Origin of the sequence: Bacillus swezeyi (assembly GCF_001969815.1) — a bacterium.
In the GTDB taxonomy this organism is placed as follows: Bacteria; Bacillota; Bacilli; order Bacillales; family Bacillaceae; genus Bacillus; species Bacillus swezeyi.
This window is the reverse complement of record NZ_MRBK01000001.1, coordinates 273369-298604: the sequence shown is the minus strand read 5'-3', so window position 1 is coordinate 298604 and position 25236 is coordinate 273369. Positions and strand designations below refer to the sequence as shown.

The window sequence follows — 25236 nt, the reverse complement described above, 5'->3', positions numbered from 1 at the left end:
TTATTGGAATCTGCGAAATCTCTCATTGATTGGGCATAGACCTTCAATTGCTGCCTTTTTTTCGCTGAGAGTACAAATAACTTTGAATGATGGCGATCTGGTACTGGATCATTGTCCCTTTCAGGCCGGTATTCTTCAATCACGAGGTGGGCGTTCGTTCCGCTGTATCCAAAGGAACTCACACAGGTCCGCCGCGGTTTTCCATCAGCCGTTTCCCAATGCTTAAGCTCCGTATTGACATACAAAGGCGAATCTTCAAATCGAAAATGCTCATTAGGCTCAGAGAAGTTCAATGTAGGCACCAGCGTTTTGTGTTTCATGCACATCAGCACTTTTTGAACACCGGCTACACCCGCTGCCGCTGATGTATGGCCAATGTTGCTTTTCACTGAACCGATCGCACAAAATTGCTTTTTGTCTGTTTTCTCTTTAAATACGGTTGACAGCGCCTCTAATTCAATTGGATCCCCTTGTTTTGTTCCGGTGCCGTGCATTTCAACATAACTGATGCTTTCAGGATGTATCCCGTATGTCTCGTATATATCCCGTTCCAGATCCATTTGGCTTTTCACGCTCGGTGCTGTAATTCCGTTTGTTTTCCCGTCCTGATTAATGCCCGAACCGATAATAACGCCATAGATGTGATCACGATCCGCTTCTGCATCTTTCAGCCGTTTCAGAACGAGTGCTCCTGCACCCTCTCCGGGAACGAAACCATTTGCGCCATTATCAAATGCTTTGCATTGTCCATCAGGAGACAGCATGCCGGCTTCACACATACTGATGTAAGATTCCGGCGTCAGATATAAGCTGACACCGCCCACCAGCGCCATATCAATTTCTTTGTTTACCAATGCTTGGCGTGCTAAATGTGTGCCGACTAATGAGGATGAACATGCCGTATCAATCGGAATTGCAGGCCCTTTTAAATTCAGATAATACGGAATACGCGCTGCCGCTATCGCAAAGCTGTTCCCGGTGGCGCTTGCTCTGGCCTGATTCCGATTCAGCATCACCCCGTATTCATTGCTCATAATGCCAAGATAAACCCCGCACTTTTTATTGTTTAATGTTTGGGCGTTATATCCGGCATCCTCGAATGCTTTATAACCTTCCTGCAAAAAGATTCGGTGCTGCGGGTCCATCAGCTCAGCCTCTGACGGCGGAATATTAAAAAACAGCGGATCAAAATGTTCAATATCATCCAGCATCCCCAGTGATTTGCAGTAGACTTTCCCCTTTTGATTCAGTGCCGGGTCATAGTATTTGTCCACATCCCACCGCGATTTCGGAATGTCACGGATCGCATTTCTCGCATTGACCAAGTTATCCCAATACTCTCTTACATCCTTGGCACCAGGGTATCTGCCTGACATCCCGACTATGGCTATCGCATCGTCTCGGTGACTTTGATAAGAACGGTCTGTTTTCCGCTCGCGTTCTTTCATCACTGGCAGCTGCACTGGCCGCTCTGCAGGCTTCGCTTCAGCCCGTACTGCAGGCTGTGTGTCCTCTGCAGAAGGCCCATCCTCTATTTCTTTTTTTCTGTCACTATGCTTCACAAGCTCGGCTTTTAACATGTCTGCAAACTGACGAATCGTTGGATAATCATAAACTTTGGTGACTGAAAATGATGTTCCATATTGTTTATTCATTGCATTTATCCATTCAAGTCCTGTAATGGAGTCCATTCCGATATCGATAAAGGTTTCATCAATATCGACCTCGTGCGGATCCATGTATAACACTTCTGCGATGCTTTCCTTTAATTCATCATGCAGTGTTTCAATTGTCCCACCATCTTGGCTGGATACCGATATCTCAGCAGCTGCATACTGAATGTCTTCAATTGGTTTCTTCTGCACAGGCTGATGAAGGCCTAAAGGCTGCAAAGAAATATTGTCCGGTTTAGCAGAGACGGTTTCCCGTTTTATCGGTGCATACGTTTCCTCTTGTTTTGGCGGATGGTTTCCCGCGATCTCTTCTTCAGCTTGTGTGCTTAATTCATCTTTTAAGAAAACGGCAAAATCACGGATTGTCGGATAATCATAAACCTTTGTCACAATAAACGATGTACCATACTGCTTATTGATTGCTTTTATCCATTCAAGCCCGGTAATGGAATCCATTCCGATATCAATGAAGGCTTCATCCGGGTCGATTTCGTTTTGATCCATGTATAACACTTCTGCTAAGCTTGCCGTCAGTTCATCGCATAACAGCTCAGCAGACATGGTTTGCTGCTTTTTAACCGGCTGCAGCGGAACGGCTGTCCTTTGCGGTGTTTCCTGACTTGCCGTCAAAGGCTGCAAGGAAATATTGGCGGGCTTACCGCTGACTTTTTCAGGAATAAATGGCTCTTGGATGACTGGCTGCGCTGCAACAGCCGGCTTCACCGGTCTTTTTTCATCCGCCTTCATCACAGTTTCTTCTATCCAATAGCGGTCTCTTGCAAAAGGATAGGCAGGCAAGCTGATGCGGCGCGGCTTACCATTTTGATAAAGCATGTTCCAATCGATATTTAATCCTTTTACCCAAAGGTCTAAAAACTTCGCGAATTTCCCTTTGCGAATCCATGCTTCAATTGTCTTCGCCATATCTTCGTCAGCCGCAAAAACTGCCATCGTTTCTTTATTGCGTTTCACTTGCCCGCGGTATAGATGTTCAATATGTTCTTTTCCGGAGATGAAGTCATTCAGCTTTTCTTCAAGCTCCTGCATATTTTCAGCCGTAAACGCTAAGCGCTCATTCATCGCTTCACGTCCGACTTGAAGCGTATAGGCGATCCGAGGCAGATCCGCTTCAGAATAACGCTGCTCACGGATGGCATCCAGCAATCGTTCCGCCCGTTTTTGAAGTCTCTCTTCATTTTTTGCTGAGAGCACAATGACAGCCGGCTGTCCTGCTGAAGAACGTTCCGGCTCAGATTTCGGAACATATTCTCCTATTAAAATATGGGCGTTGCCTCCTCCGGCGCCAAATGAAGAGATGCCTGCGATTCTCGGATATTCGATTTCTTTTCCATTTACCTGAATAATAGGTTTCTTCCATTCTTCAAGCTCTTGCTGTACTTTAAATGGAGAATTGAGGAAGTCAATATTCGGATTCAGCACCTTTGAATGCAGGGAAGGCGCCAGTTGTTTGTATTTCATTTGCAGCAATACCTTCGTTAACCCCGCAATGCCCGCCGCACTCTCACAGTGCCCGATATTTGATTTGGCTGAACCTATGGCACAAAATTGTTTGTCTTTCGTATGTTCTGTGAACACTTTAGCCAGTCCTGTTATTTCAATAGGATCTCCGAGTGAGGTGCCCGTGCCGTGCGCTTCAATATAACTGATTGCCCGCGGGTCAATTTGCGCCTCTGTAATCGCCTTTTTGATGACATGTGCCTGGGCATTCGGGTTAGGGACTGAGTATCCGTTTGTTTTTCCTCCGTGGTTAATGGCCGTACCCTTAATGACTCCATAGATGTGATCGCCATCTTCAACCGCTTTAGACAATGGCTTAAGGAGTACTGCTCCAACGCCTTCTCCCGGCACATAGCCGTCTCCTCCCTGTCCAAAGCTTTCACACCTGCCTTTGCTTGACATAAATTTGTTCTGCCCAAGCATCAAATATTTATTTGGGTGGATTGAAACATTGACTCCCCCCGCGAAAGCGGCCTCACATTCACCGCGCTGCAAGCTTTGGCAAGCCAAGTGAATAGCGGTTAATGAAGATGAGCACATCGTATCCAGAGCCATACTCGGTCCATGGAAATCGAAATAATAGGATACCCGGTTTGCTACGGAGGATGGATTTCCCGGTAAAGCCAGAGCCCGGCCCCGCGCTTGTTCTTGCGCTCCGTACAGCTGATATTCTTCGTACATGACACCGACGTAAACGCCTACGTTTCCGCCAAGCTCGGCATCCCGTTTACAGCCGAGATGCTCTCTAGTATATCCGGCGTCCTCCATCGTTTCATAAACACATTGCAAAAATAAACGCTCCTGAGGGTCCATTAACTTCGCTTCACGAGGAGAAATATGGAAAAACTGCGAGTCAAACTTATCTACATCCTTAATGAATCCTCCCCACTTGCTGTACGTTTTTCCCGGTTTGTCCTTATCTTTATCGTAATAGAGACTGTGGTCCCAACGGTCTTCAGGAATCTTTGTAATACAGTCCTGGCCGTCCCTCAAGTTTTTCCACAATTGATCGATGTTGTCCGCTTGCGGATAGCGGCCGGAGATTCCGATAATCGCAATCTCTTCCGTTTCTTTTTCAATTGACGGCTTTTGTACTTTTCTTTGCATAGGGACAAAACCAGACTTTCTTCGGAGAACAGAAATCTCTTCTCTCTCTTCGTCTTCTGAATCTCTATTTTCCTCTTTTAGAGAAGGTTTTTCTTGTTCAATCCCCAAGATGTGTAACAGCTGTTCTCTATGAGATTCAGCAAAATACTGTGATAATGACCGAATATTGAGATACTCAAAGAACAATGTTTTGGACAATGAACCGAATACTTTTTCTAATTGTCCCGTTACATGCATGATCATAATAGAATCGATTCCGTAGTCCTCCATAGGAGCTTCAGCGTCAATCTGGCTGACAGGCAGCTTGGTAACTGAAGAAAGCACACTCTTGAAATAATCCTCTGCTTTTTCTCTCAGCGTCTCTTCGTCGACTCCCATCATGGTGTTTGCTTGCTCTGTATGCTGAATTTCACTGTTGTATTTTAATTCTGGAGATTGTCCATTTCCTGTTTGGTTCAAAAATGATTGAATTTTGCTTAGGACGCCCGAAGCCACCATCAGCTGCGATTTTCCCGAGGCCCATCCATGGTATAATGCCTGAATTCCGTGATCTGTTTCCATGGCGATCATACCCGTATCTCTCGTCAGCATTCTTTCGGTTTCAGCATCAACATGCATGCCCCCGTCTTTCCACAACGGCCAGCTCATGGAAAGGGTTTTCCCGTAACGCTTGTGCTGTGCTGCTTGGCCATTCCGGTATTCGCTGAATGTATTCATAAAAGCATTCGCCATTGCGTAATCTGCCTGTCCCGCACTTCCCACTGTTCCGGCATTTGAAGAAAAAAGGATAAAAAAGTCGAGCGGGATATCTTTTGTGGCTTCGTCAAGCTGGATCAGGCCGGTTACCTTTGGAGCAAGCACGTCTTGAATTTCGTCTTTCTTTTTCTTAATAATGAAATTATCTTTTATAATGCCTGCGCTATGAATGATGCCATCCAAGCTGCCGTACTCCTCTTGAATCCCTTTCGTTAAAGCCGTAACAGCTTCTTTTTCAGTCATATCGGTTTGTCTATAAACAACACGCGCGCCCATTTCCTGTAACTTCTGAAGCTGTGACTGCTTCCTGTCATTGAGCGGAGACCGGCCTGTGAGAATCATGACAGCCCCATGCGTTTTGCTTGCAATTTCATTTGCAAATAGGAAGCCAAGCCCCCCTGCACCGCCTGTGATCAGATAAACCCCTTTATCCTTCCATGGCATGTCGGCGCCCAGTTGATCAGCATCCGCCTCTTTCCATTTGCTTACATACCGTTTCCCTTGCCAATATCGGATATGGTGATCATGAGGATATTGCCTGCTTTCTGTTAGTTTTTCAGCCAGATCGCTTGCAGATATCTCTGAATCAAACTCAATCAGCTGGCCGGTGAATGTTGGATTTTCCAGCTGGGCCGTTTTAAGAAGTCCTGTTAAACCGTTTAGCAGCTGCGGTTCGTTCAATGCAGGAACAGCGACTTGAATGAGGACATTTCCGCCAGTTTTTGAGTTTAACAGCTGTTGGATTTCTTCGAATAACTGCACGGCATACGCTTCAAACCGTTCATGAACTGCCTGCCCGTCTTTTTCTAAAACCGTACAGTCAAACTCGTCCCGCATTCTTTCGATCTGCCTTTCTGCAATATCACAAACTACGACTTTATGCTTCTGATATTCTATTAACTCATACTTCCCGGAAACTGCTTTTTCTTCCCATATATGCTCAAACATAAGCGTGCCAATTTTTCCAGATGAAACAGCTTCTAAATGTGTCTCGGTTTCTAAAGTTCTGGCAGAATAACCTTTCATTCGCACGCATACCCGGCCCTCTTCATTACATAAATCAATGTCCAGCTTCTGTATGCGATCCGCAGCGATATTATCCTCGCTGTATTTAACGCGGGCCCACATCGAAGTTTCACAGCCTTTGAAGATTTGGACATCCTGCAATGCGAAAGGCAGCATTGCTTTTCTTCCTGCCAAACCTGCATCATCTGTTCCGATCCTCAGACCGATAGAAGCTTGAAATGCCGCATCAATCATGCTCGGATGCAAAACATAACGGTCTTGTGTATGGGAGACCACAGACGGCATAGTCAATTTAGCTAGAGCTTCGTTTGCCCCGACATATATATTGTCAATCGCTCTGTGGCCGTCACCGTACTCAATTCCCATTTCCGCATATGCGTTATAGCATGCAGCAGGTGACAGAATACGTTCACTGCAGCTTGCCTTCACCTCTTCAATGTTCAGTTTAGGAGTATCTTCAGCCTGACATAGCACAGCACTTCCTTGGCCGTATATCATCGGGTCCTCCCCTGTGCTGTCAATCTCCTCCCTGCAGATTTCGAAGAAAATGTCACCATTGTCTTCCGGATAAAGGCGAACGTATATGTCTGATTGCAGATCCGTGATGGCAACAGGGCGAATCCAAACGATATCTTGGAGACGAATACCTGTCTGCATCTGATCCGCAGCCGCCTTTTCTACAGCCGCCCGAACAATTTCTAACAAGGCCGCGCCCGGTAAGATGTGCTGACCCTTAATGACATGATCCTTTAAGAAAAATTCGCGCCCTGTGAACACTGAACGAAAACGCACACCCGACATATCGGACACATTTTCATGCAAAAGAGGATGAATGACGCGGCCTTCAGTCAGATTCTGTTTTGACAAGTCAGTCCCTGCCTCTTTCTCCGGCACCCAATACCGCACTTTCTCGAAAGGGTATGTCGGCAAGCTGATCCGCTTTGGTTTGTTGACTCCGTATAAGAGCTTCCAATCAACCGCAGATCCATCGGCCCACTTTTCGGCGATCAGGTTTAGATTTTCTTGTTCCAGCCATTTATGTACCGTTTCCGCGGAAATCGATGTATCACCGTTTTCTTTTGTCATGCGGCCCTTCCAGCAATGTTCAATCGTTTCCTGTCCTTCTAGATAAGCTTCCAATTGGCCGATCAATTCTTGAATTCCGCTTGCCAAAAAAGCAACCCGTTCTTCCATCGGTTCACGGCCAACCTGCAATGTATAAGCCATATCCCTGATCTGGAGTCCATCGTGAAGAAAATCCAGAAGACGTTCCGCATACACATGAAGACGTTCTTGATTCCGGGCAGAAAGCGGAATAATCACCGGTTTAGTGTCAGGAACAGATACAGCCTGCTCAGCTGTTTCAGGAATATATTCTTCTAAAATCACATGCGCATTGGACCCCGTGGCCCCGAACGAACTGATGCCCGCCCTGCGCGGATAGATGATTTCCTCGCCATTCTCCTTGATAACAGGCTGCTTCCAAGTTTCTGTTTCATGCTGCACATAAAATGGCGATTTTTCAAAGTCCACGTACGGATTCAGCTCTTCTGAATGTAAAGAAGGCACGAGAGTCTGATGGTGAAGCTGAAGGGCGACTTTGCTTAAACCGCTGATACCTGCTGCGGATTCCGCGTGCCCGATATTTGACTTGACAGAACCGATTGAACAGAACTGCCGATCCTGTGTATATTGGCGGAACGCTTTCACCAGCCCCTGTAATTCGATCGGATCTCCTAAAGATGTACCGGTTCCGTGCGCTTCCACATAACTGACGGTCCGCGGGTCAATCCCTGTTTTCTCCAAGCATGTCTCAATCAGATCAGCTTGTGAAACAGGACTTGGCACAGAAATCCCGCTAACCGTTCCTACATGGTTGACCGCACTTCCTTTAATCACTGCATAAATACGGTCTCCGTCTTCCTCCGCCTGGCGCAAAGGCTTTAATAAGACCGCGCCGATTCCTTCTGCCGGCACATAGCCGTCCCCGTCCTTGCCAAACGTGCGGCAGTGCCCGTCAGTGGAAAACATATCCCAAACACCGTACGTCATATATTTATTCGGATGCAGAGAAAGGTTAACCCCGCCAGCTAATGCGACCTCACACTCTCCGTGACGAAGGCTTTCCAACGCCAGATGTACGGAAGTCAGAGATGAGGAACATACCGTATCGACCGCCATACTCGGGCCGTGGAAATTGCAAAAATAGGACACTCTGTTGGCGATTTGCGCATAGTTGAGAGAAAGAGGAAACACATTTTCCTTCGATGCTGCTTCAGCACCGACTAATGTATAATCCTTGTGCATGACGCCGGCAAAAACGCCTACATGCTGTCTTTTGTTTCGTCCTCTAGGTTTCGCCAAAGTCTTCGGCGTGTACCCTGCATCCTCGATCGTTTCCCAGCATGTTTCTAAAAACAGCCGCTCCTGAGGGTCCATTGTCTCTGCTTCTCTCGGCGTTATTCTGAAAAATTGAGGATCAAAGCAATCTGGATCATCAATAAAACCGCCCCATTTAGAAATGTTCTTTCCTGAAGGAGAGGTGACTCCTTCAAAGCGCCGCCAGTCCCAGCGTGACTCGGGAATCTCGCTAATACAATTCTTTGCCTTTTTCAGATTGTTCCAAAATTCGCGTATATTGTTTGCCTTCGGGTACCGGCCCGCCATGCCGATAATCGCAATATCCCCTTCTGCCGCCTTCAGAGGTGCAGTTTGAGAAGAATCTGCATGTACACTTTTCTCCCTGCTTTCAGCAGCACCACGGTCGATTGTGCTAAAAGCGGCGTGCTTTCGTTCATTTTGTTCAATAGAATGAGAGGAATTAAAATGCTCACCGTACTCCTCGGCAAGAAACGCTGACAACTCCGCAATCGTGGTATGCTCAAACAGGAGAGTCGGTGAAAGGCTCTCGCCGATTTTGTCACTGATCGTTTCTACCACTTCAAGCAAACCGGATGAATTCAACCCCATCTGGTAATAGCCGACCTGCTTTTCAATCTGTTCGAGCGGCAAATTGATTTTGTCTGCGATTAATTGGCTGACGAATTGTTCAGCCGCCTCGTATGGCCCTGTACTGTCGGCTGCCGATGACACCTCCATCATTCCTTCAGCAGCCTGCGAGAGTGCAGCTGTATCTTTTCTCATCTCTTGACTTTGCGGTAAATCTTTGCGATCTCCATTAATAAGCTCTGCTTCCCGTACTAATTTACTTGTGAAGTTTTTCAGTTCAGCCACCTTTTCTCCGGAAGCATTAAAAAATTCAAGCGTTACATAAATCAGCTCTTTTTCCTGACGGACTGAGGACCGCTTAATTCTCGTCATGCAATGCGTCTGCAAAAGGGCTGAAGCGGAAAAGGATTCATAGAACAGAGGCAAAAACAGCCTCTGTTCTCCTTTAAGCAAAGATGTGAGCAAATTGTTGGCGCCCACCCCGCTCCCGTCAATGAGAGTCGGATGAAACATAAAGCCTTCTGCATGAAGCATGGCTTCTGAGCTAAGAGAAAGATCAAGGAGCACGCCGTCTTCCTCTTCATAAATGCACCCCTGCGCCTTCATATATCCGCTGTGCACGAGTTCCTGACGTCTGCACTGTTCATACACATCATCGAGCCGAATAATAGTGTCCGCAGATGCTTTGATCTGTTTAAGCTCCAGTGTTTCTTCAAATACTGCCGGCACGGCGGTGTGCATATCAGCCTTCATATAGAGCTTTTCATCTGAAGCTTCTTTACCGTGACGTTTTTCGAAGCCTTTAGCTGTTATTTGCCAATGCCCTTCTTTTTTCTCCGCGCATTGGATATTGAGGACAATCACCGAATCCCGTCCCGCAGTCAGCGGCTGATAGATCGATAAATTCCGCAGCTGAAGGTCTGAGCAGGAATAGCCGTGTTCTCTGAATATCTGGTAGATCATATCAATGTAAGCCAATCCCGGAAGGACATGTTGTCCGTAAACCACATGGTGATAAATAAACGGATTTTTTAACGATAGAGTGAGTTGCTTCGTTATATTTTTCACGTTAGACCTCCACTTCATAAGTATCCCATATGTTTGCCGTATCCATTTTTAAAGTCTTTGCTTCCGGCTTTGACGCGCCGGCCGAAAACGCCCGTTTCTTTAATTCAGGAGGCGATATTGGACTGCGCTTGATCACACGTTTTTCATCTTCGTCCCACGCCTCTAAAATGACATGGGCATTTGTCCCACCATCGGCAAAGCAGTTAATGGCCGCAGCAGGCAGCGGATCTTTCCATTTTTCCAGTGTCCGGCTGAACGTGATATTCGCTTTCTGCTGATCGAAATGCGTCATCTCTTTTTCACCTGATAAAAATGGGACAACACTGCGCTCTTTCAGCATCAGCACAACCTTGATAAAACTTGCGATTCCTTCAGCGCAAAGCGGATGTCCGATATTCGGCTTGATTGATCCGAGCGAAAGGGGATTAGCATTCCCGGAACGGTATACGGATTGAATCGCTTTAAGCTCAAGCAGATCGGTTACCATTGAACCTGATCCGTTTGCTTCAAGATAGCTGATGTCCTCTGGTTTTTTTCCGCTTTTGGCAAGCGCGGCCTTCATGACTTCCTTTTGCGCCTCCAGATTAGGTGTTGCCGGCCCTGCGGTTCTTCCGTCATTATTGACCGAGGCCGCTTTGACCACAGCATAAATGGTATCTCCGTCTTGCAAGGCATGTTTTACCGTTTTTAACAGAACCATTCCGACACCCTCACCTAAAACAACGCCATCAGCACGCTCATCAAATACATGGAAGGATGATTGCCTGCTTAAAATGCCGCGCTGGTCAAACAGACGGTGAGAGGCGTCTGAACCAAGCAAGCTGACCCCGCCTACTACAGCAGCTTTAATATCTCCGCTAAGGAGGGCCTGAATGGCCATGTTCATGCCGACTAAAGCTGATGAACATGCTGTATCTAACACAACACTCGGACCGCGGACATCAAAAAATTGTGAAATATTAGCCGCTACATAATTCTGGCCGACTGTCACGATCGGATTCTTCGCATGAAGAAGACTCTCTTCATCAGGCTTGTGCTGGCTTCTGCCTCCAAGATAGACGCCGACGGATTCGCCCTTTATTTCCTCTGGTGTATATCCGGCGTGATACCAAAGCTTCAGACACTCTTCCAACACCAATAATGCTTGCGGGTCCATCGCCCTTACATCTTCTTCATGGAGCAGGAAGAAATCAGGGTCGAAATGGCTGACGTGATCAATGACTCCGGCATAATACGGCGTTTGATAACCCCAGCGCTCTGCCGGAACCGGACCGATTGACGAACGTCCCTCAGATAATAATGACCAATATGTCTCCAGTGTATCTGCCCCCGGAAAGCGGGAAGATAGTCCGACAACGGCGATATCCTCTGCATGAGAACCCGGTGAAAAGGACGCTGGCGCTTGTCTTTGGCTGACAGAAGCCCGATTCTCCGCAGGATCAGATCTGACTGCCTCAGTTTTGTTTTCCAATGACGCTTCGGCATTTTCCGACTCTCCAAAAAGAGCAGTTAAGGATTCGGCATAAGATCCGACAAGCCAATCGGCAAAGCGCTGAATCGTTGGATATTCATAAAGAATAGATGGATCGAGCGCTGTGTCTAACTTTCGGTTAATACGCTGGAGCAGCTGCGCCAAGATGATAGAATCCACACCATAATCCTGAAATACATCATCAATTTCCAAGTGTTCCCGATCGATTCTCAGCTCTTCAGAAAACAATTGAACAAGCCATGTCCGTGTTTCATCTAAAAGCAGCTCATGTTTAGCCGATCCTGCGGTTTTCTCGACGTTTTCAGCTTGCGGTCTGAGCGAAGTTTCTTCCTTCAATCCAGCCTCTTGCCGGATCCGCCGCTTCATCAGCTGATCTGGTTTCCAATTTTCCTGATTCGCCACAGCAGGGAGGACAACCGGCTGCAAGGTTCCAGATAATATTTGATCCAGAAAACGCAAACCCTCTGCATTCGTCATACTCAGCAAGCCGCTTTCTCGATAAGCATGATTTGTCACTTCCCCCATACCGGTTTCTTTCCAATTCGACCACTGAATGCTGATAATTGGCGCATTTTCCTTATGTGCTTCTGCAAAATAATCCATATAGCTGTTGGCCATGGCGTAATCAGCTTGTCCCGCTGAAAGTGCCGGAATAATGGCCGAGACAGAAGAACATAATACGAAAAACTGTAACGGTTCATGACTTACATGGTGATACAGGGTTGTAAGCCCCGCCACCTTCGGCTCTAGCACTCGCTGCATATCAGCAGCAGTTTTTCGGATAAACGCCAAGGTATCCATGTCCGTTATGCCTGCACAATGAATGACTCCGCCGATCGGTCCCAATGTTTGATTGATTTCATGTAATGCTTGCTGTACTTGAGTTTCATCAGACAAAGAGAGCGACAGCATTTGTACTTGTACGCCTTGTGCCTCCAGCTCCCGCACCGCTTGGATTTTCTGTGCCGCGGAAGTATTTAATGTCTCAACATGAGCCCACTCCTCTCGCGGAGGAAGCTGCTCACGTCCTGTCAGAACCAGTTTTTTCACTCCATAGTGTTCTGCAAAATGCCTGGCGCATAATAGTCCGATTCCTCTTGTCCCGCCTGTAATGAGAAGCACGTGTTCTTCCGGGAAGGTCTTTCGCTCTTCAGTTCCTTTCCAGGTTTCCGGATTCTCTTTTAGGTAAGCCTGGTATCGCATGCCCTCCCTGTAGCAAACCTCCGTATCCTCAGAATCGGAATAAAACTCCTCAGCGATCTGACCCGCGAGAATATGATGATCAACGGATTCTTCCGCATCCATATGCCTTGATGTGAGATGGCTGTATTCGCTTTGGAGCATACGATACAAACCAGCTCGGGAAGCCCCTGTCATCCGGACGGAGGTGTTTTGGAATGATTCCAGCCCTTTCGTCACACAAAGCAGCATGATTCCATCTTTATGTCCGTCTTCAACCAGCCTTTGAATCCATTCAATCCAATTAAGCTGTTCTTCCTCATGTCCGCCGCAACCGATTAAATCCACAAGGCCGTCAAACCGTTTCCAATCATCGCTTGACTGATCACTTTCGACCCGGCTCACATCTAACATGAGATGATTCGGAAAATACTTAGACACTTCAGCCGCCAACTCTGCCGTCTCTTCATTGCTCAGGATCGCAACGGTTCGTGTCCCCGGCTCTTTCGGGGTAACCGCACTTAAGCTCCATTGTTTTGTCAAAACACATGGGTTGCGTTTTTCACTATGATCTGCGATGTCCGGTTCTGAAAGGTGTTCCTCTGCCGGAAGCCAATAGTGATCCTTCGCAAATGGGTATGAAGGAAGACTGATCAGATGCGGTTTGACCTCACCATACAATTTACCCCAATCGATCGCGACGCCTTTGACCCATAAATCCGCAAGCTTGGCGTATTTCCTTTTTCTGATCCAAGCTTCAATAGCCATTGCCAAGTCCTCATCTGCAGAAAAAATGGCCAAGGTTTCTTTGTTTCGATTAGCCTGTCCGCGGAAGAGCCCCTCAGCCCCTTCCTTGCCGTCAATATACGCTTGCAGTTTCTCTTCAAGCTCCTGCATCGTGCCCGCAATACACGCCAGACGTTCATCCATTCCTTCCCGCCCGACTTGGAGCGTATAGGCGATGCGGTGCAGATCTTGATCTGTATATTTTTTCTGACGAATGGCACCCAGCAATTGCGCAGCCCGATCCGTAAGCCTTTGTTTATTTTTAGCCGACAGTACAATCATGTTCGGCTGTTCGGAAAGCGCATGTCGGGAACCTGCTTTTGGAATATATTCTTCAATCACAATATGGGCGTTTACTCCGCCAATCCCAAACGAACTTATTCCGGCACGGCGCGGCAATTCGTTTCCGTTCCGGTCTTTGACAGACTTCCATTCCTGTTTTTCTTGAACAATGTAAAACGGACTGTCTGTAAGCTGCAAGTAAGGATTGAGCGTTTCGCAATGCAGGCTTTTGACTAAGGTTTTATGCTTCATTTGCAGCAACACCTTAATCAGTCCGGAAATACCTGCTGCAAGCTCTAGATGACCGATATTGCTCTTAACTGAGCCGATCCCGCAATGATGGTCGGGAACTTCTGGCTGGGTATGCTCTTCCATATTAGACAGTTCTTTAAACGCGGCTTTCAGCCCGTTTATTTCTATCGGGTCTCCCAATTCAGTCCCCGTTCCGTGCGCTTCGATATATGTGACTGTACTCGGATCTATGCCTGCCCGGCGATATGCACGCATCAGCAAATCAGCTTGCGCTTTCGGATTAGGCGATGTCAGCGTATTGGCTCTTCCTCCGTGATTTTCTGCCGTACCCCGAATGACGCCGTAGATGTGATTCCCATCGCGCTCAGCATCTGTCAGCTTTTTCAGCATGACCATTCCGACACCTTCACCTCTGACATAACCATTCGCATCAGCGGAGAACGTTTTACATCTTCCGTCTTTGCTCAGCATGCCAGCTTTGCTGTAGCTAATGTGCGCCTCCTCGGTTAATATCGTGTTCACGCCTCCTGCGATTGCCATCTCACAGTCTCCGCTTTGCATAGCGGTCACAGCGCGATGAATCGCAACAAGTGAGCTTGAACATGCGGTTTCTATCGGTTCACTCGGACCGTGGAGATTTAAGAAATAACTCATTCGATTCGGACCGACCGAAGGAATCATATGGCCTGTTGCGGCATGACCTTCAATTGGCAGGTTTGCTTTGTTAAATAGATCTTTATATCCTGTATTTCCTGTGCCGATAAAGAGCCCTGTTGCTGTACCTGAAAGGCTCTGCGGCGAGCACCCGGCATCTTCTATCACCTTCCATGCATATTCCATTAACAGCCTCTGTTGAGGATCTACATAATGGGCTTCTCGCGGTGATATACCGAAAAACAACGGATCAAACTTGGCTACACCATCAATAAATCCGCCCCATTTAATGTCGGTTTTATTGGCTTCTGAGTCAGGGTTTCCATAATGCTCCCGCCAATCCCACCGATCTTTCGGAACTTCCGTGATACTGTCTATTCCTTCTTCAAGATTTATCCAGAATTCATCTATGTCATGAGCTCCAGGGAATCGGCCGCTGATGCCGACAATGGCGATCGGCTCAAAATCGGCTGTTTGATTTGTGTTTCTTTCCTCTTTCGCCATCACAGTCTGTTTAAAGCGCCGTTTTCTCCTCTTTGTGATGCTTGGCGCCGCAGGAGCTGTTTCTTGTAACTCGTCAGGAACCGATGATTTTGCGTGCTCTCCGGCAAAAGCCTCCTTGTATTCATCTATCAGATAGTCAGCCAAACTTTGTATGCTTCCATATTCAAAGAAAATCGTCGGCGTCAATTCCAATTGATAAGCTTCGTTAATCTGATTCGTAAATACAGTGAATGTAACTGAATCAAATCCATACTCACTGAGCTCAGTATTGATATCGATATCTTCAACGTTTACTTTTAAAATGACGCTGACCATGTGACTTAGCGAAGCTTGCAGGCTGTCTGCAGCATGTAAAGAGTTTGATTGCTCATCAGCGCCGCTGACGGATGCATCTTGATGCAGCCATTCATCCTGATATTCAGCCATTACGTATTCAGCCAGGCTTTGTATGCTTCCATATTCAAAGAAAATGGTCGGCGCTAACTCCAATCGGTGCGCTTCGTTAATCCGGTTTGTAAATACAGTAAATGTAACTGAATCGAATCCGTACTCACTGAGTTCTGTATTGATATCAATATCTTCAATGTTTACTTTTAAAATCTCTCCGACCATCTGGATGAAAGATTGCTCCAATTTTCGAGTTTGTCCGTTATGATGATCTGCGCTTTTTTGATCCGGCCGTTTGATTTTAGACCCGGAAGAGAGCAGTTTTTGCTTCATTTTCGCAAGCTGACCTTCCATCACGAATACTTGCGGCTTTTCTGAAGCGATTCCTTGATAAAAGGCTTTAATGCCGTGATCACTTTGCAGCGGGACCATTCCCACGTTTTTCATCATTCTTTTTTCAATTTCAGCATCGACTTGCATACCGCCCTCTTTCCACAACGGCCAGTTGAAGGAAATGGTTGAGCCGTGCCGCTTCTTAGATGCGGCAAGCGCGTTTCTGTATGCGGCAAATGCATCCATAAATGTATTGGCTGCGGCATAGTCTGCTTGTCCGGTGTTTCCTAAACACCCGGACACGGATGAAAACAAGATGAAAAAGTCCAACTGCCAATCCTTGCTGCATTCATCTAAATAAAACAATCCGTCCACTTTTGGCTGTAACACTTCTTGAAATTCTTTATGTGTTTTATGGACAATGAAATGATCTTTTATGACGCCTGCACCGTGCAGGATACCATTGAGATGGCCGTACATCTCTTTGATTTCATCCATGAGCCGCAAGACCGCCTTTTGATCTCCCACATCCGCTTGTTTATAGATAACTTCCGCACCCAAATTCCGGAGAGCATCCAGCTCCTGCTCCTTATGCTCACTTAAGACTGAGCGCCCCGTCAGAATGATTGCGGGATGAACGGTTCGATTGGCAATTTCTTTTGCAAACAGAAGACCTAAGCTCCCCGCTCCGCCTGTGATAAGGTAAACGCCATTATCCTTCCATGGCATATGAGGCTCAGCAGCTGCCGGCAGCTCTATTTCACGCCAATCTTTGACAAAACGGCCTCCAGCTTCATATTTGATCTGTTTGTCATCAGGCCTCTGACTGTCGTCTTGCAGCTTTTGATGAAGGCCAATGATCTCTTCCGGATTCTCGATCTCAATGATCTGGGCTGTAAGTTTGCTGTACTCCAATTCTGCTGTTTTGAGTAATCCGGACATTCCCGCAAACAATTGCTTCTCGTCTTTCCCCGGCACGATAACTTGGATGATGAGATGACCTTCAGCTTTGGAGCGAATCTTCCTTTGAATGAGTTCAAAAACCTGCTGTGTGTAGCTTTGAAAACGTTCAGCGATATTTCCTTCAGCTTCATTTAACGTAATGACACGAACATTCTGCATGCGGGCTGCCATGTCTTCACTGACATTTCGTTCGGTTTCGCAGATGACAACGAGATGCTCTGCGTATGATGTCACATCTTTATCGATAACCTCATCCTGCTTATTCCATATTGGCTCAAGCATTAACTGTTCATGAGTAAATGCAGGTTTTGATGAATGAACCTCTCCTTCCAATACTCTTGTCGAGAATCCCTTCATCCTGACGCATACGTCCCCAGTCTCGTCAAGCAAATCGATATCCGCTTTCTGCACCATCTCCCCGCTGCGATCGCCGTCACTTAAACGGGCATATGCCCACATCGCGGACGTACTTCCTTTGATCACTTCAAGCTCTTCAAGCGCAAACGGCAAAATCAGCTTTTGCTCGGTAAATTCCTGCATGATGCAGATTGTAGCGGCCTGCACAGCGGAATCCATTATACTTGGATGCAGTATAAAACGTTTCTGTGTGTCAGAAACAGAAGCAGGCAGCTGCAATCGTGCCAAAACCTCCTTGTTTCCGATATCCACTTTCTGAATTCCTTGGAATGCCGGACCATGGAACATTCCTCTGCTTCTGCCTTCCTCGTAAAATTGACGAGGCGAAAGCTCCCTCTGGCTGCAGCGGCGCTGTAATTCACCAAGATCCCATGCCGGCTTTTCTGCTGCAGTTATCAGTTCGGCACTGCCTTGACTGTGTATGACTGAGTCTGCCCCTTCTCCTGTACTGTAAATGTCATATGTGATTTTCCCATCCTCTTCCGGAAAAAGACTGATATGCACATGAACCGGCTGTTCCTCGACCACTACAGGCTGAACCCAAACGGCATGATTCAATTTGATTCTGACATCCTGCTCGTTCGCACCGCCAATCGCCTTGTTTACAGCCATTTGCGCCATTTCAAGATAGGCAACCCCAGGGAGCACCGGCTTCCCTCTCACCACATGGTCTGTCAGAAAGAATTCCTCACCTGTTAAAACTGAACTGAATCTCTGCTCAGCAAAGTCTGACGTGTTTTGATGAAGCAGCGGATGCAATACACTGACACCGGTCTGATGAGCGGACATTCTTCCCTTAAGCTTGTGATCATCCTGTGATGCCCAGTATCGTTCCTTTGCAAAAGGATATGTCGGCAGACTCATTCTGTTTGGGCGCACATCTTTGTAAAGCTGCAACCAATCAATATGCGCTCCTTTGCTCCATATCTCCGCCAGCTTGTTCACTTTTCCTTTAGCGATCCACTTTCCAATCAGTTCTGCGCTGTCTTCATCCTCAGTCAGCCATGAAACGTCCTTGGCTTGCTGCTTTTCTCCTTGAAAACAGCCTTCAATCGGTGTTTTTCCATTGATAAAATCAGACAGCCTTTGTTTTAACTCATCCACATGACCAGCGGTAAAGACAACCCGATGCTCCATCGCTTCACGCCCGACCTGAAGGGTATAAGCGAAATCAGACAGCCGGCCGTTCTCAAGCCCGCTTCTTTCTAAATGTGTCAGAATGTCATGCACATACTCATGCAGCCGCTCCTTATTTTTTGCCGATATCGGAATGATGCAGTCCCCTGTTTTTTTCTGATCAGCAGGAACCGTTTTGTATTGCTCGAAAATCGCATGAGTGTTTGTCCCGCCGAGTCCGAACGAACTGAGTGCAGCCCTGTGCGTTTTTATTTCATTACTTAATGCTTTCTTTTGATCGACGACGTAAAAAGGAGAATTGGCTAAGTCTGTATTTGAATTCGGCTCCTTATAATTGATGCTAGGAGCAAGCTCATGATGGTAAAGGCTCAGCACAACCTTAATGCAGCCTGCCAGCCCGGCAGCCGTATCCAAATGTCCGATATTTGATTTCACCGATCCGATTCCGCAAAATTGCTTTTTATTTGTATACTGCCTGTAAACCGCCGTCAAAGCTGACAGCTCGATTGGATCTCCAAGCTTCGTTCCTGTTCCGTGCGCTTCAACATAGCTGATGGATTCAGGCTGGATCTTCGTTTGATTCATGACCTTTTGAATCACGTTCGCCTGTCCTTTTACACTTGGAGCATAAAAACCGACTTTGTCAGCTCCGTCGTTATTTACACCTATACCTCTTAACAACGCATAGATGTGATCTCCGTCTTGTACGGCATCCGCCGCTTTTTTCAGCAATACAACGGCAACGCCCTCACCGCCTATCATTCCGTCGGCAGAAGCGTCAAACGCCTTAATATGTCCATCACTTGAAAAATTCAAACCTGACTGATGCACATATCCGATATTTGACTCGGTGTGCAATGTCGCGCCGCCGACCAAAGCATAAGCGGACTCGCCAGACAACAGGCTTTGATAGGCGGAATGCAATCCGATTAAAGAAGAAGAACAATTGGCATGGACGAAATAGCTAGGCCCTTTCAATCCGAGCTTATGAGAAATCATTGTCGGAATCGTCCCGCTCTGCGCAAGCACCCACGATACATAACCATCCGGCGTTTCAAGGCTCTCCGTTGTTTCATTTGGCAAGAGCGCGCGATATGAATTATTGCTTGCCGACATATAAACACTGGTTTCCGGAATCTGTTTGGAAACGTAACCGGCATCTTCTATCGCTTTCCAGGAGTGGGTCATGAGCATCCGCAGCTGCGGGTCCATAAATTCAGCGTCTTTAGGTGATATTTGAAAGAAGCTTGGGTCAAACCGGTCCTTCCCTTCAATCGAGGATTTAGCCGGGACATAGCGTGAATTCCCTGTCAGTTCCTCTGAAACACCATAACTCTGAAGCTCTTCTTCACTGAAAAATTTTATACTTTCCTTGCCGTCTCTAAGGTTCTCCCAAAACTCAGCATGGTTTTTCGCACCCGGAAATTCACACGATATCCCAATAATCGCTACACTGTCCTCATAATAATCCGGAAGTTCACCAGTGACATTTTGCATATGAATAGGCTCATCTGATTTTTCCGCTGATTCTAACGGTAAAGAGAAACCAGTATCCGTTATTTGCTGTTCAGTGATGTATGTACTGATGCCTTTAATCGTTGAGTACTCAAACAAGTCTGTGACAGTAAACTCACAGGATAGTTCATGTTTGATGCGTTCGGCCGCCGTAACAGCGAGAAGCGAATCGCCTCCCACATCGAAAAATCCGTCTTCCGGCTCAATGTCATAAACGTTCAGTACATCTTGCCAAATGGATAAAATGGTTTCCTGTATCTTTATAGAAGACATATTCCTTTGCTTTGGCTGCTGCGCTGTCATTTCTCGGTTCTTCAGAGTGTTTCTGTCTACCTTGCCGTTCGGTGTTAACGGCATATGGTCAAGCTGGATAAAATAAGAAGGCACCATATAGGCTGGTAAACTGTTTTTCAAATAATTTCGCAGCTCCCTTGATGCAAGAGATGAATTTGCAGCTTTCACTGTATAATAAGCGGCAAGCTTCTCGTCTCCGTCCTGTTCAGCTGCAACAATGACGCTTTCCTGAATAGCTGGATGTTCATTGAGCCGGCTTTCAATATCGCCAAGCTCAATACGGAATCCGCGTATTTTCACTTGGTTATCGATACGGCCGATATATTCAATCCTGCCTCCCGGGAGCCAGCGTGCCATGTCGCCTGTTCTATAAAGCTTTGACACAGGTTCAAAAGGGCTGTCTATGAATCTTTCATTCGTTAATTCAGGCTGGTTGTAATAGCCCTTTGCCACTCCGTCCCCCGCAATGCAAAGCTCTCCCGGGACACCGGCCGGGACAGGCTTAGCCTGAGAATCGGTAATATAAATCCGTGTATTTGCGATGGGCCGGCCTATCGTGATGTGAGAGCTTTCTTCATTCACACGCTGGATCGCAGACCAGACAGTTGTTTCGGTAGGACCGAACATATTCCAGGCTTCGCTGTCCGTATTCAGAAAATACGATTTTAGTTTTTCAGGCAATGCTTCGCCTCCGCATAGAATCTTGACTCTCTCTTCATTTTTCCAGCCTGAATAAAAGAGCATTTTCCATGTGGCAGGGGTTGCTTGCATGATTGTCGGTCTAATATTTTGTATGTCCTGTTTCAGTTTTTCAACGTCTTTTGTATGATCAGTTTGACAAATATGGCACTGCGCCCCATTCATCAAAGGCAGATATAACTCTAAAGCGGCTATATCAAAACAGTAGGTTGTCACGGCAAGCATGTTATCCGTTGATGAAAGACCAGGCGTCTCACTCATGGAAACGAGAAAGTTTGTCAACGCTTTATGCGGAATCATGACCCCTTTTGGTTTTCCTGTGCTGCCGGAGGTATAAATGACATAAGCCAAGTTTTCGGGCTTAACGGTGCGTGAAAGACCTCTCCGATCAGAAGCGGCTTGAGTGATGTCATCCCAGTCTTGATCTAACAGAACCGTCTGGACCCCGTTCCAGCTTAAAGTATTTACTAATTCGGAAGTGGTCAGCGTAATGGAGACTTCACTGTCCTTCAGCATGTATTCCAATCGCTCAGCCGGGTAAGACGGGTCTAACGGCACATATGCTCCTCCGGCCTTGAGAATCGCCAACAATCCCACAATCATTTCCAGCGATCGATCCACATAGATTCCTGCCAAGCGATCCGGTCCCGTTCCATGTGCCTGCAAATACATGGCCAGCTGTGTGCTTTTTTCATCGAGCTCCCGATACGTCAGTGTTTCACCTTTATAGCTGACAGCCGCCCGATTAGGCGTCTTTTTCGCCTGCTGCTCAAATAACTCATGAAAACACGTATATGGATAATTCTTGTCAGTGGCGTTCCACGTTCTGAGAATCATTTGTTCCTCTTCCCCGGATAATAAGGAATACTCTTTTAAAGGCTGAGAAGGATTCACAACGGCCTGTTCTGTTAAATAAATAAAGTGATCGAACATAGCGGAAATAGAAGCGGTATCAAACAGCCCGGTATTGTATTTGATGTTCAGCTCCATTTTTTCTTCTTCTTCCCATAGCTCAAACACCAATTCGTATTCACCCTCTTGATGAATACTCCCAACGAAGTCAACAGAAAAGGAATCCTTATATCCGCTCAACAGACTTTGATAACTTCCAGATTGAAGAAAATTCTGATAGAAAAAAGCTGTCTGAAAAACGGGTGAACCTGCTTGTTGGCGAGAGATATTTAAATCCCGCACCATTTTCGGAAAAGGATAAGATGCATGATCCAGCCCATCAAGGATTGTGAATTGCAATCTTGAAACGAACTCAGAAAAAGTTTCCGCCGCTTTCAGCTCACTCCGAATAGGGAGCATATTGAGAAAATGTCCAATAGAGGAATCAAATCGCTCTTCCGGTCTCACCATTGCAGGCATACCGACAATCAGTTCCTTCTGATCGCAATAACGGCCTAACAGCATCATATAGCAGCTCAGCAATACCGTTGATACATTCGTAGAATGCTCTTTGGCAAACGATCTGACACGATTCATTAAGCTGCTGGGCAGCCGCCGAGCGTATGTGTCTTCCTTAAACTCAGAAACGGACGAACTGGTGCTTACAGTCGGCAGCTGAAGATTCGGCAATGTTCCCGATAGCTGTTTCCGCCAGTACGAACGATGCTTCTCGCCGTCTTCACCGGCAAGCATGTTCTGTTCCCAAGCGGCAAAATCATGATAAACTGCCGGAGAAACAGACTCTTTCGGCTCCCGTCCTTCTAATAGAAGCTTATAGCTGTCAAAAAGACTGCGAATAAACGTCACGGAAGAAATCCCGTCAAAAATAATATGGTGAATGACCACAAGCAAAAAATGCTCTTCTTCTGATCTGGAAAAAACCCGGACGCGCATTAACGAGCTGTTTTCCTTTACATACGGTTCCTTTACTTTTTTTCTAAGATAAGCAGTCGTGTCAGACTCTTTCATACCCGAAATGTCTTCTGTTTTGATGTCAAGAGATAGCGCTGGCTCGTTTTTGAGACAAGGTACTCCGTCTTTCTCTTGAATCACGTGCTTTAATATCGGATGCTGATTTAATAGAAGGTGAAAAGCTTGCTTTAATGTTTCAAGGTGAAGCGCTGACGTAAATCGGAAACAGAGCGGTACATGATAAGCGCTTTTGTCAGGTGACATTTTCTGCAATGTCCACAAACCTTTTTGAACTTGAGAAAGAGATTGAAAGGTTGCTTGCTTTTTTTCTGCCTCTGTTTGAGGTTTATCAATGTTCTCCCTGTCATCAGAAAGAATGCTGCGTATTTCTTCTTTTTCAGATAGATAGTCAGCCAGTGATTCGATCGTAGGATACTTGTATAACTCTCTCGCTGTGAGTCTGATGCGATATTTTTTCTCGACCGCCCGAATGAGCTTGATCATCTTAATAGAGTGAATACCGAGGCTTTGGATATTGGTGTTGGGCTCAATCCAATCGCGGGAAACATTCAGCTCCTCAGTAAAACAGCTGAGCAGATATTCCTGTATACCCTCCCTTATTCTTTTGGCATCAACTGCTTGTTGCTTCTCTCCCTCACCGTTCATGCGGTTCGGTTTGTGCAGCAAGTGATCGAACGCTCCATTTTCAAATGCCGTTTTCAGCTGCGCGCGCTGGATCTTTCCTATAGCTGTTTTCGGAATCTCTTCTTTATGGACCGGCAGCAAAAATTCAGGAGTCACACCGATCGTCTGCGTGACATGGTATTGTACGTTTCTAAGAAGCTGATCGATTTCATCATCATTCATCTCGGTGGAAGTAACAAAGAAGATAGCCAGCTGATCCGTTGTATTGTTATTTACACGAACAGCACAAGCAGCAGTATAAGAAGTTTCGATTTCCGCTAATTCTTCAACTGCGGATTCAATCGCATGACTGTAGTAATTGACACCATTAATAATAATCGCGTCTTTCGTACGGCCCGTAATGGTTAGACGCCCATTGCGCAAAAAACCGAGGTCGCCGGTTTCAAACCATCCATCCTCCGTAAACACGCTCTCATTCAAATCCGGGCGCTGATAATAACCGCTCGTAACAGAGAGGCCGGAGACTTGAAAACGGCCGATCTCGCCTTCCTCAACCAATTCATTATGTTCATCCACAATCCTCATGGAGAATCCCGGAATCGGTGAACCTATTTCCACAAAATCATCATCATCGCTTGTTGCTGCACGGGTAAAATCATGAGAGAAAATCACTCCGGATGATGTTTCGGACATGCCCCATGCAGGACGAATCGCGTCAGCAGGCAATCCGTGAGGTTCTAAAAGCTCCAGTATTCTGCGCCCCACTTTAGTCACCATCGCTTCACCGCCATTGAGCATATAACGCATTGACGACAGGTCCCAGTTTCGATTTTTCATTTCATCAGAAAAATCAGTGACCAGTCCGAAAGCAAAATTCGGCGCCCACGTAACAGAAGCACGGTAATGATCAATCCAATCAAGCCATTTTAGAGGTTCCATCAAAATCGTTTCACTTGCGACGTTAATTTCTTGGCAGCCGAGATAAACATCCCGCAAATGCAGCATCCCGATGCCTCCGACATGGTCAAACGGCATCCAGTTAAACGTGATATCCTCTCTTGTAAAACCTTGCATTTGAATAATACCTTTCACCATGCTCAAAATGTTTTGATGATTGAGCATGACTGCTTTGGGAGTTCCCGTACTCCCTGAAGTCAGCAGCAGAAGCGCCAAATCTTCAGGATGAGCCTGATGCCAGCCGGTTTCCATCTCATCACAGAAAAGGTCCTCGACAGCCAGGGCGCGAAACCCTTCAAGTTCTTGCTCTTTTGCCCAATCGGTCATTTCCTGAAGTAAATCCCTATTTGTAATCACCGGCGGCCTGTCAAGAAGTGTCCATGCGTCTTTCAGCTTTTGAGTGCCGCTGTTCGACTCTGTGTACATCGGGGCAACAGCTAAAGGAGCCGGAACAATTCCAGTTGAAACACAGCCCCAAAAGGCAGGGATAAATTGTGAATTGTCGCCAAGCTGCAAGATCACATGATCCTTTGCTTTCAGACCAGATTGGCGGAGTCCTTTGACGATGCGCAGCGCATCATTCCATAAACGGCCATAAGATTGATGAATCTCAGTTCCATCCGGCTGCAGATAAATGATCCCCTTTGTCTCCCCAAGCTCCGCTGCGGTTTTATATAATACCTCGGGTATTGTAGCCGGTTGATCTTCGGATATATGTAATGGCTCCCCGTAACTGACAGAAGGATTAGCTAATCCGCGGGTATTCACATCATTTCTCAT

2 protein-coding genes (1 of these 2 cut by a window edge) are annotated in these 25236 nt (G+C 46.5%); both read right to left on the bottom strand.

All coding sequences use genetic code 11. The features are described 5' to 3' along the window. A protein-coding gene (locus BTA30_RS01250; protein ID WP_094777259.1) for an SDR family NAD(P)-dependent oxidoreductase crosses the window boundary here: on the bottom strand, positions 1 to 10115 show its 5' portion. It extends 3616 nt beyond the left edge of the window; the window shows 10115 of its 13731 coding nt (coding positions 1-10115); the start codon lies at positions 10113 to 10115; its stop codon lies off the left edge, out of view. Continuing rightward, the gene (locus BTA30_RS01245; protein ID WP_076758251.1) at positions 10099 to 25236 is read right to left on the bottom strand and encodes a non-ribosomal peptide synthetase; all 15138 of its coding nucleotides are present in this window, start codon (positions 25234 to 25236) and stop codon (positions 10099 to 10101) included. Before BTA30_RS01245 ends, BTA30_RS01250 begins: the two co-directional genes overlap by 17 nt.

Coding starts and splice junctions, on each gene's coding strand:
- BTA30_RS01245 (WP_076758251.1), bottom strand. CDS start 25,236: ATGAGAAATGATGTGAATACCCGCGGATTAGCTAATCCTTCTGTCAGT.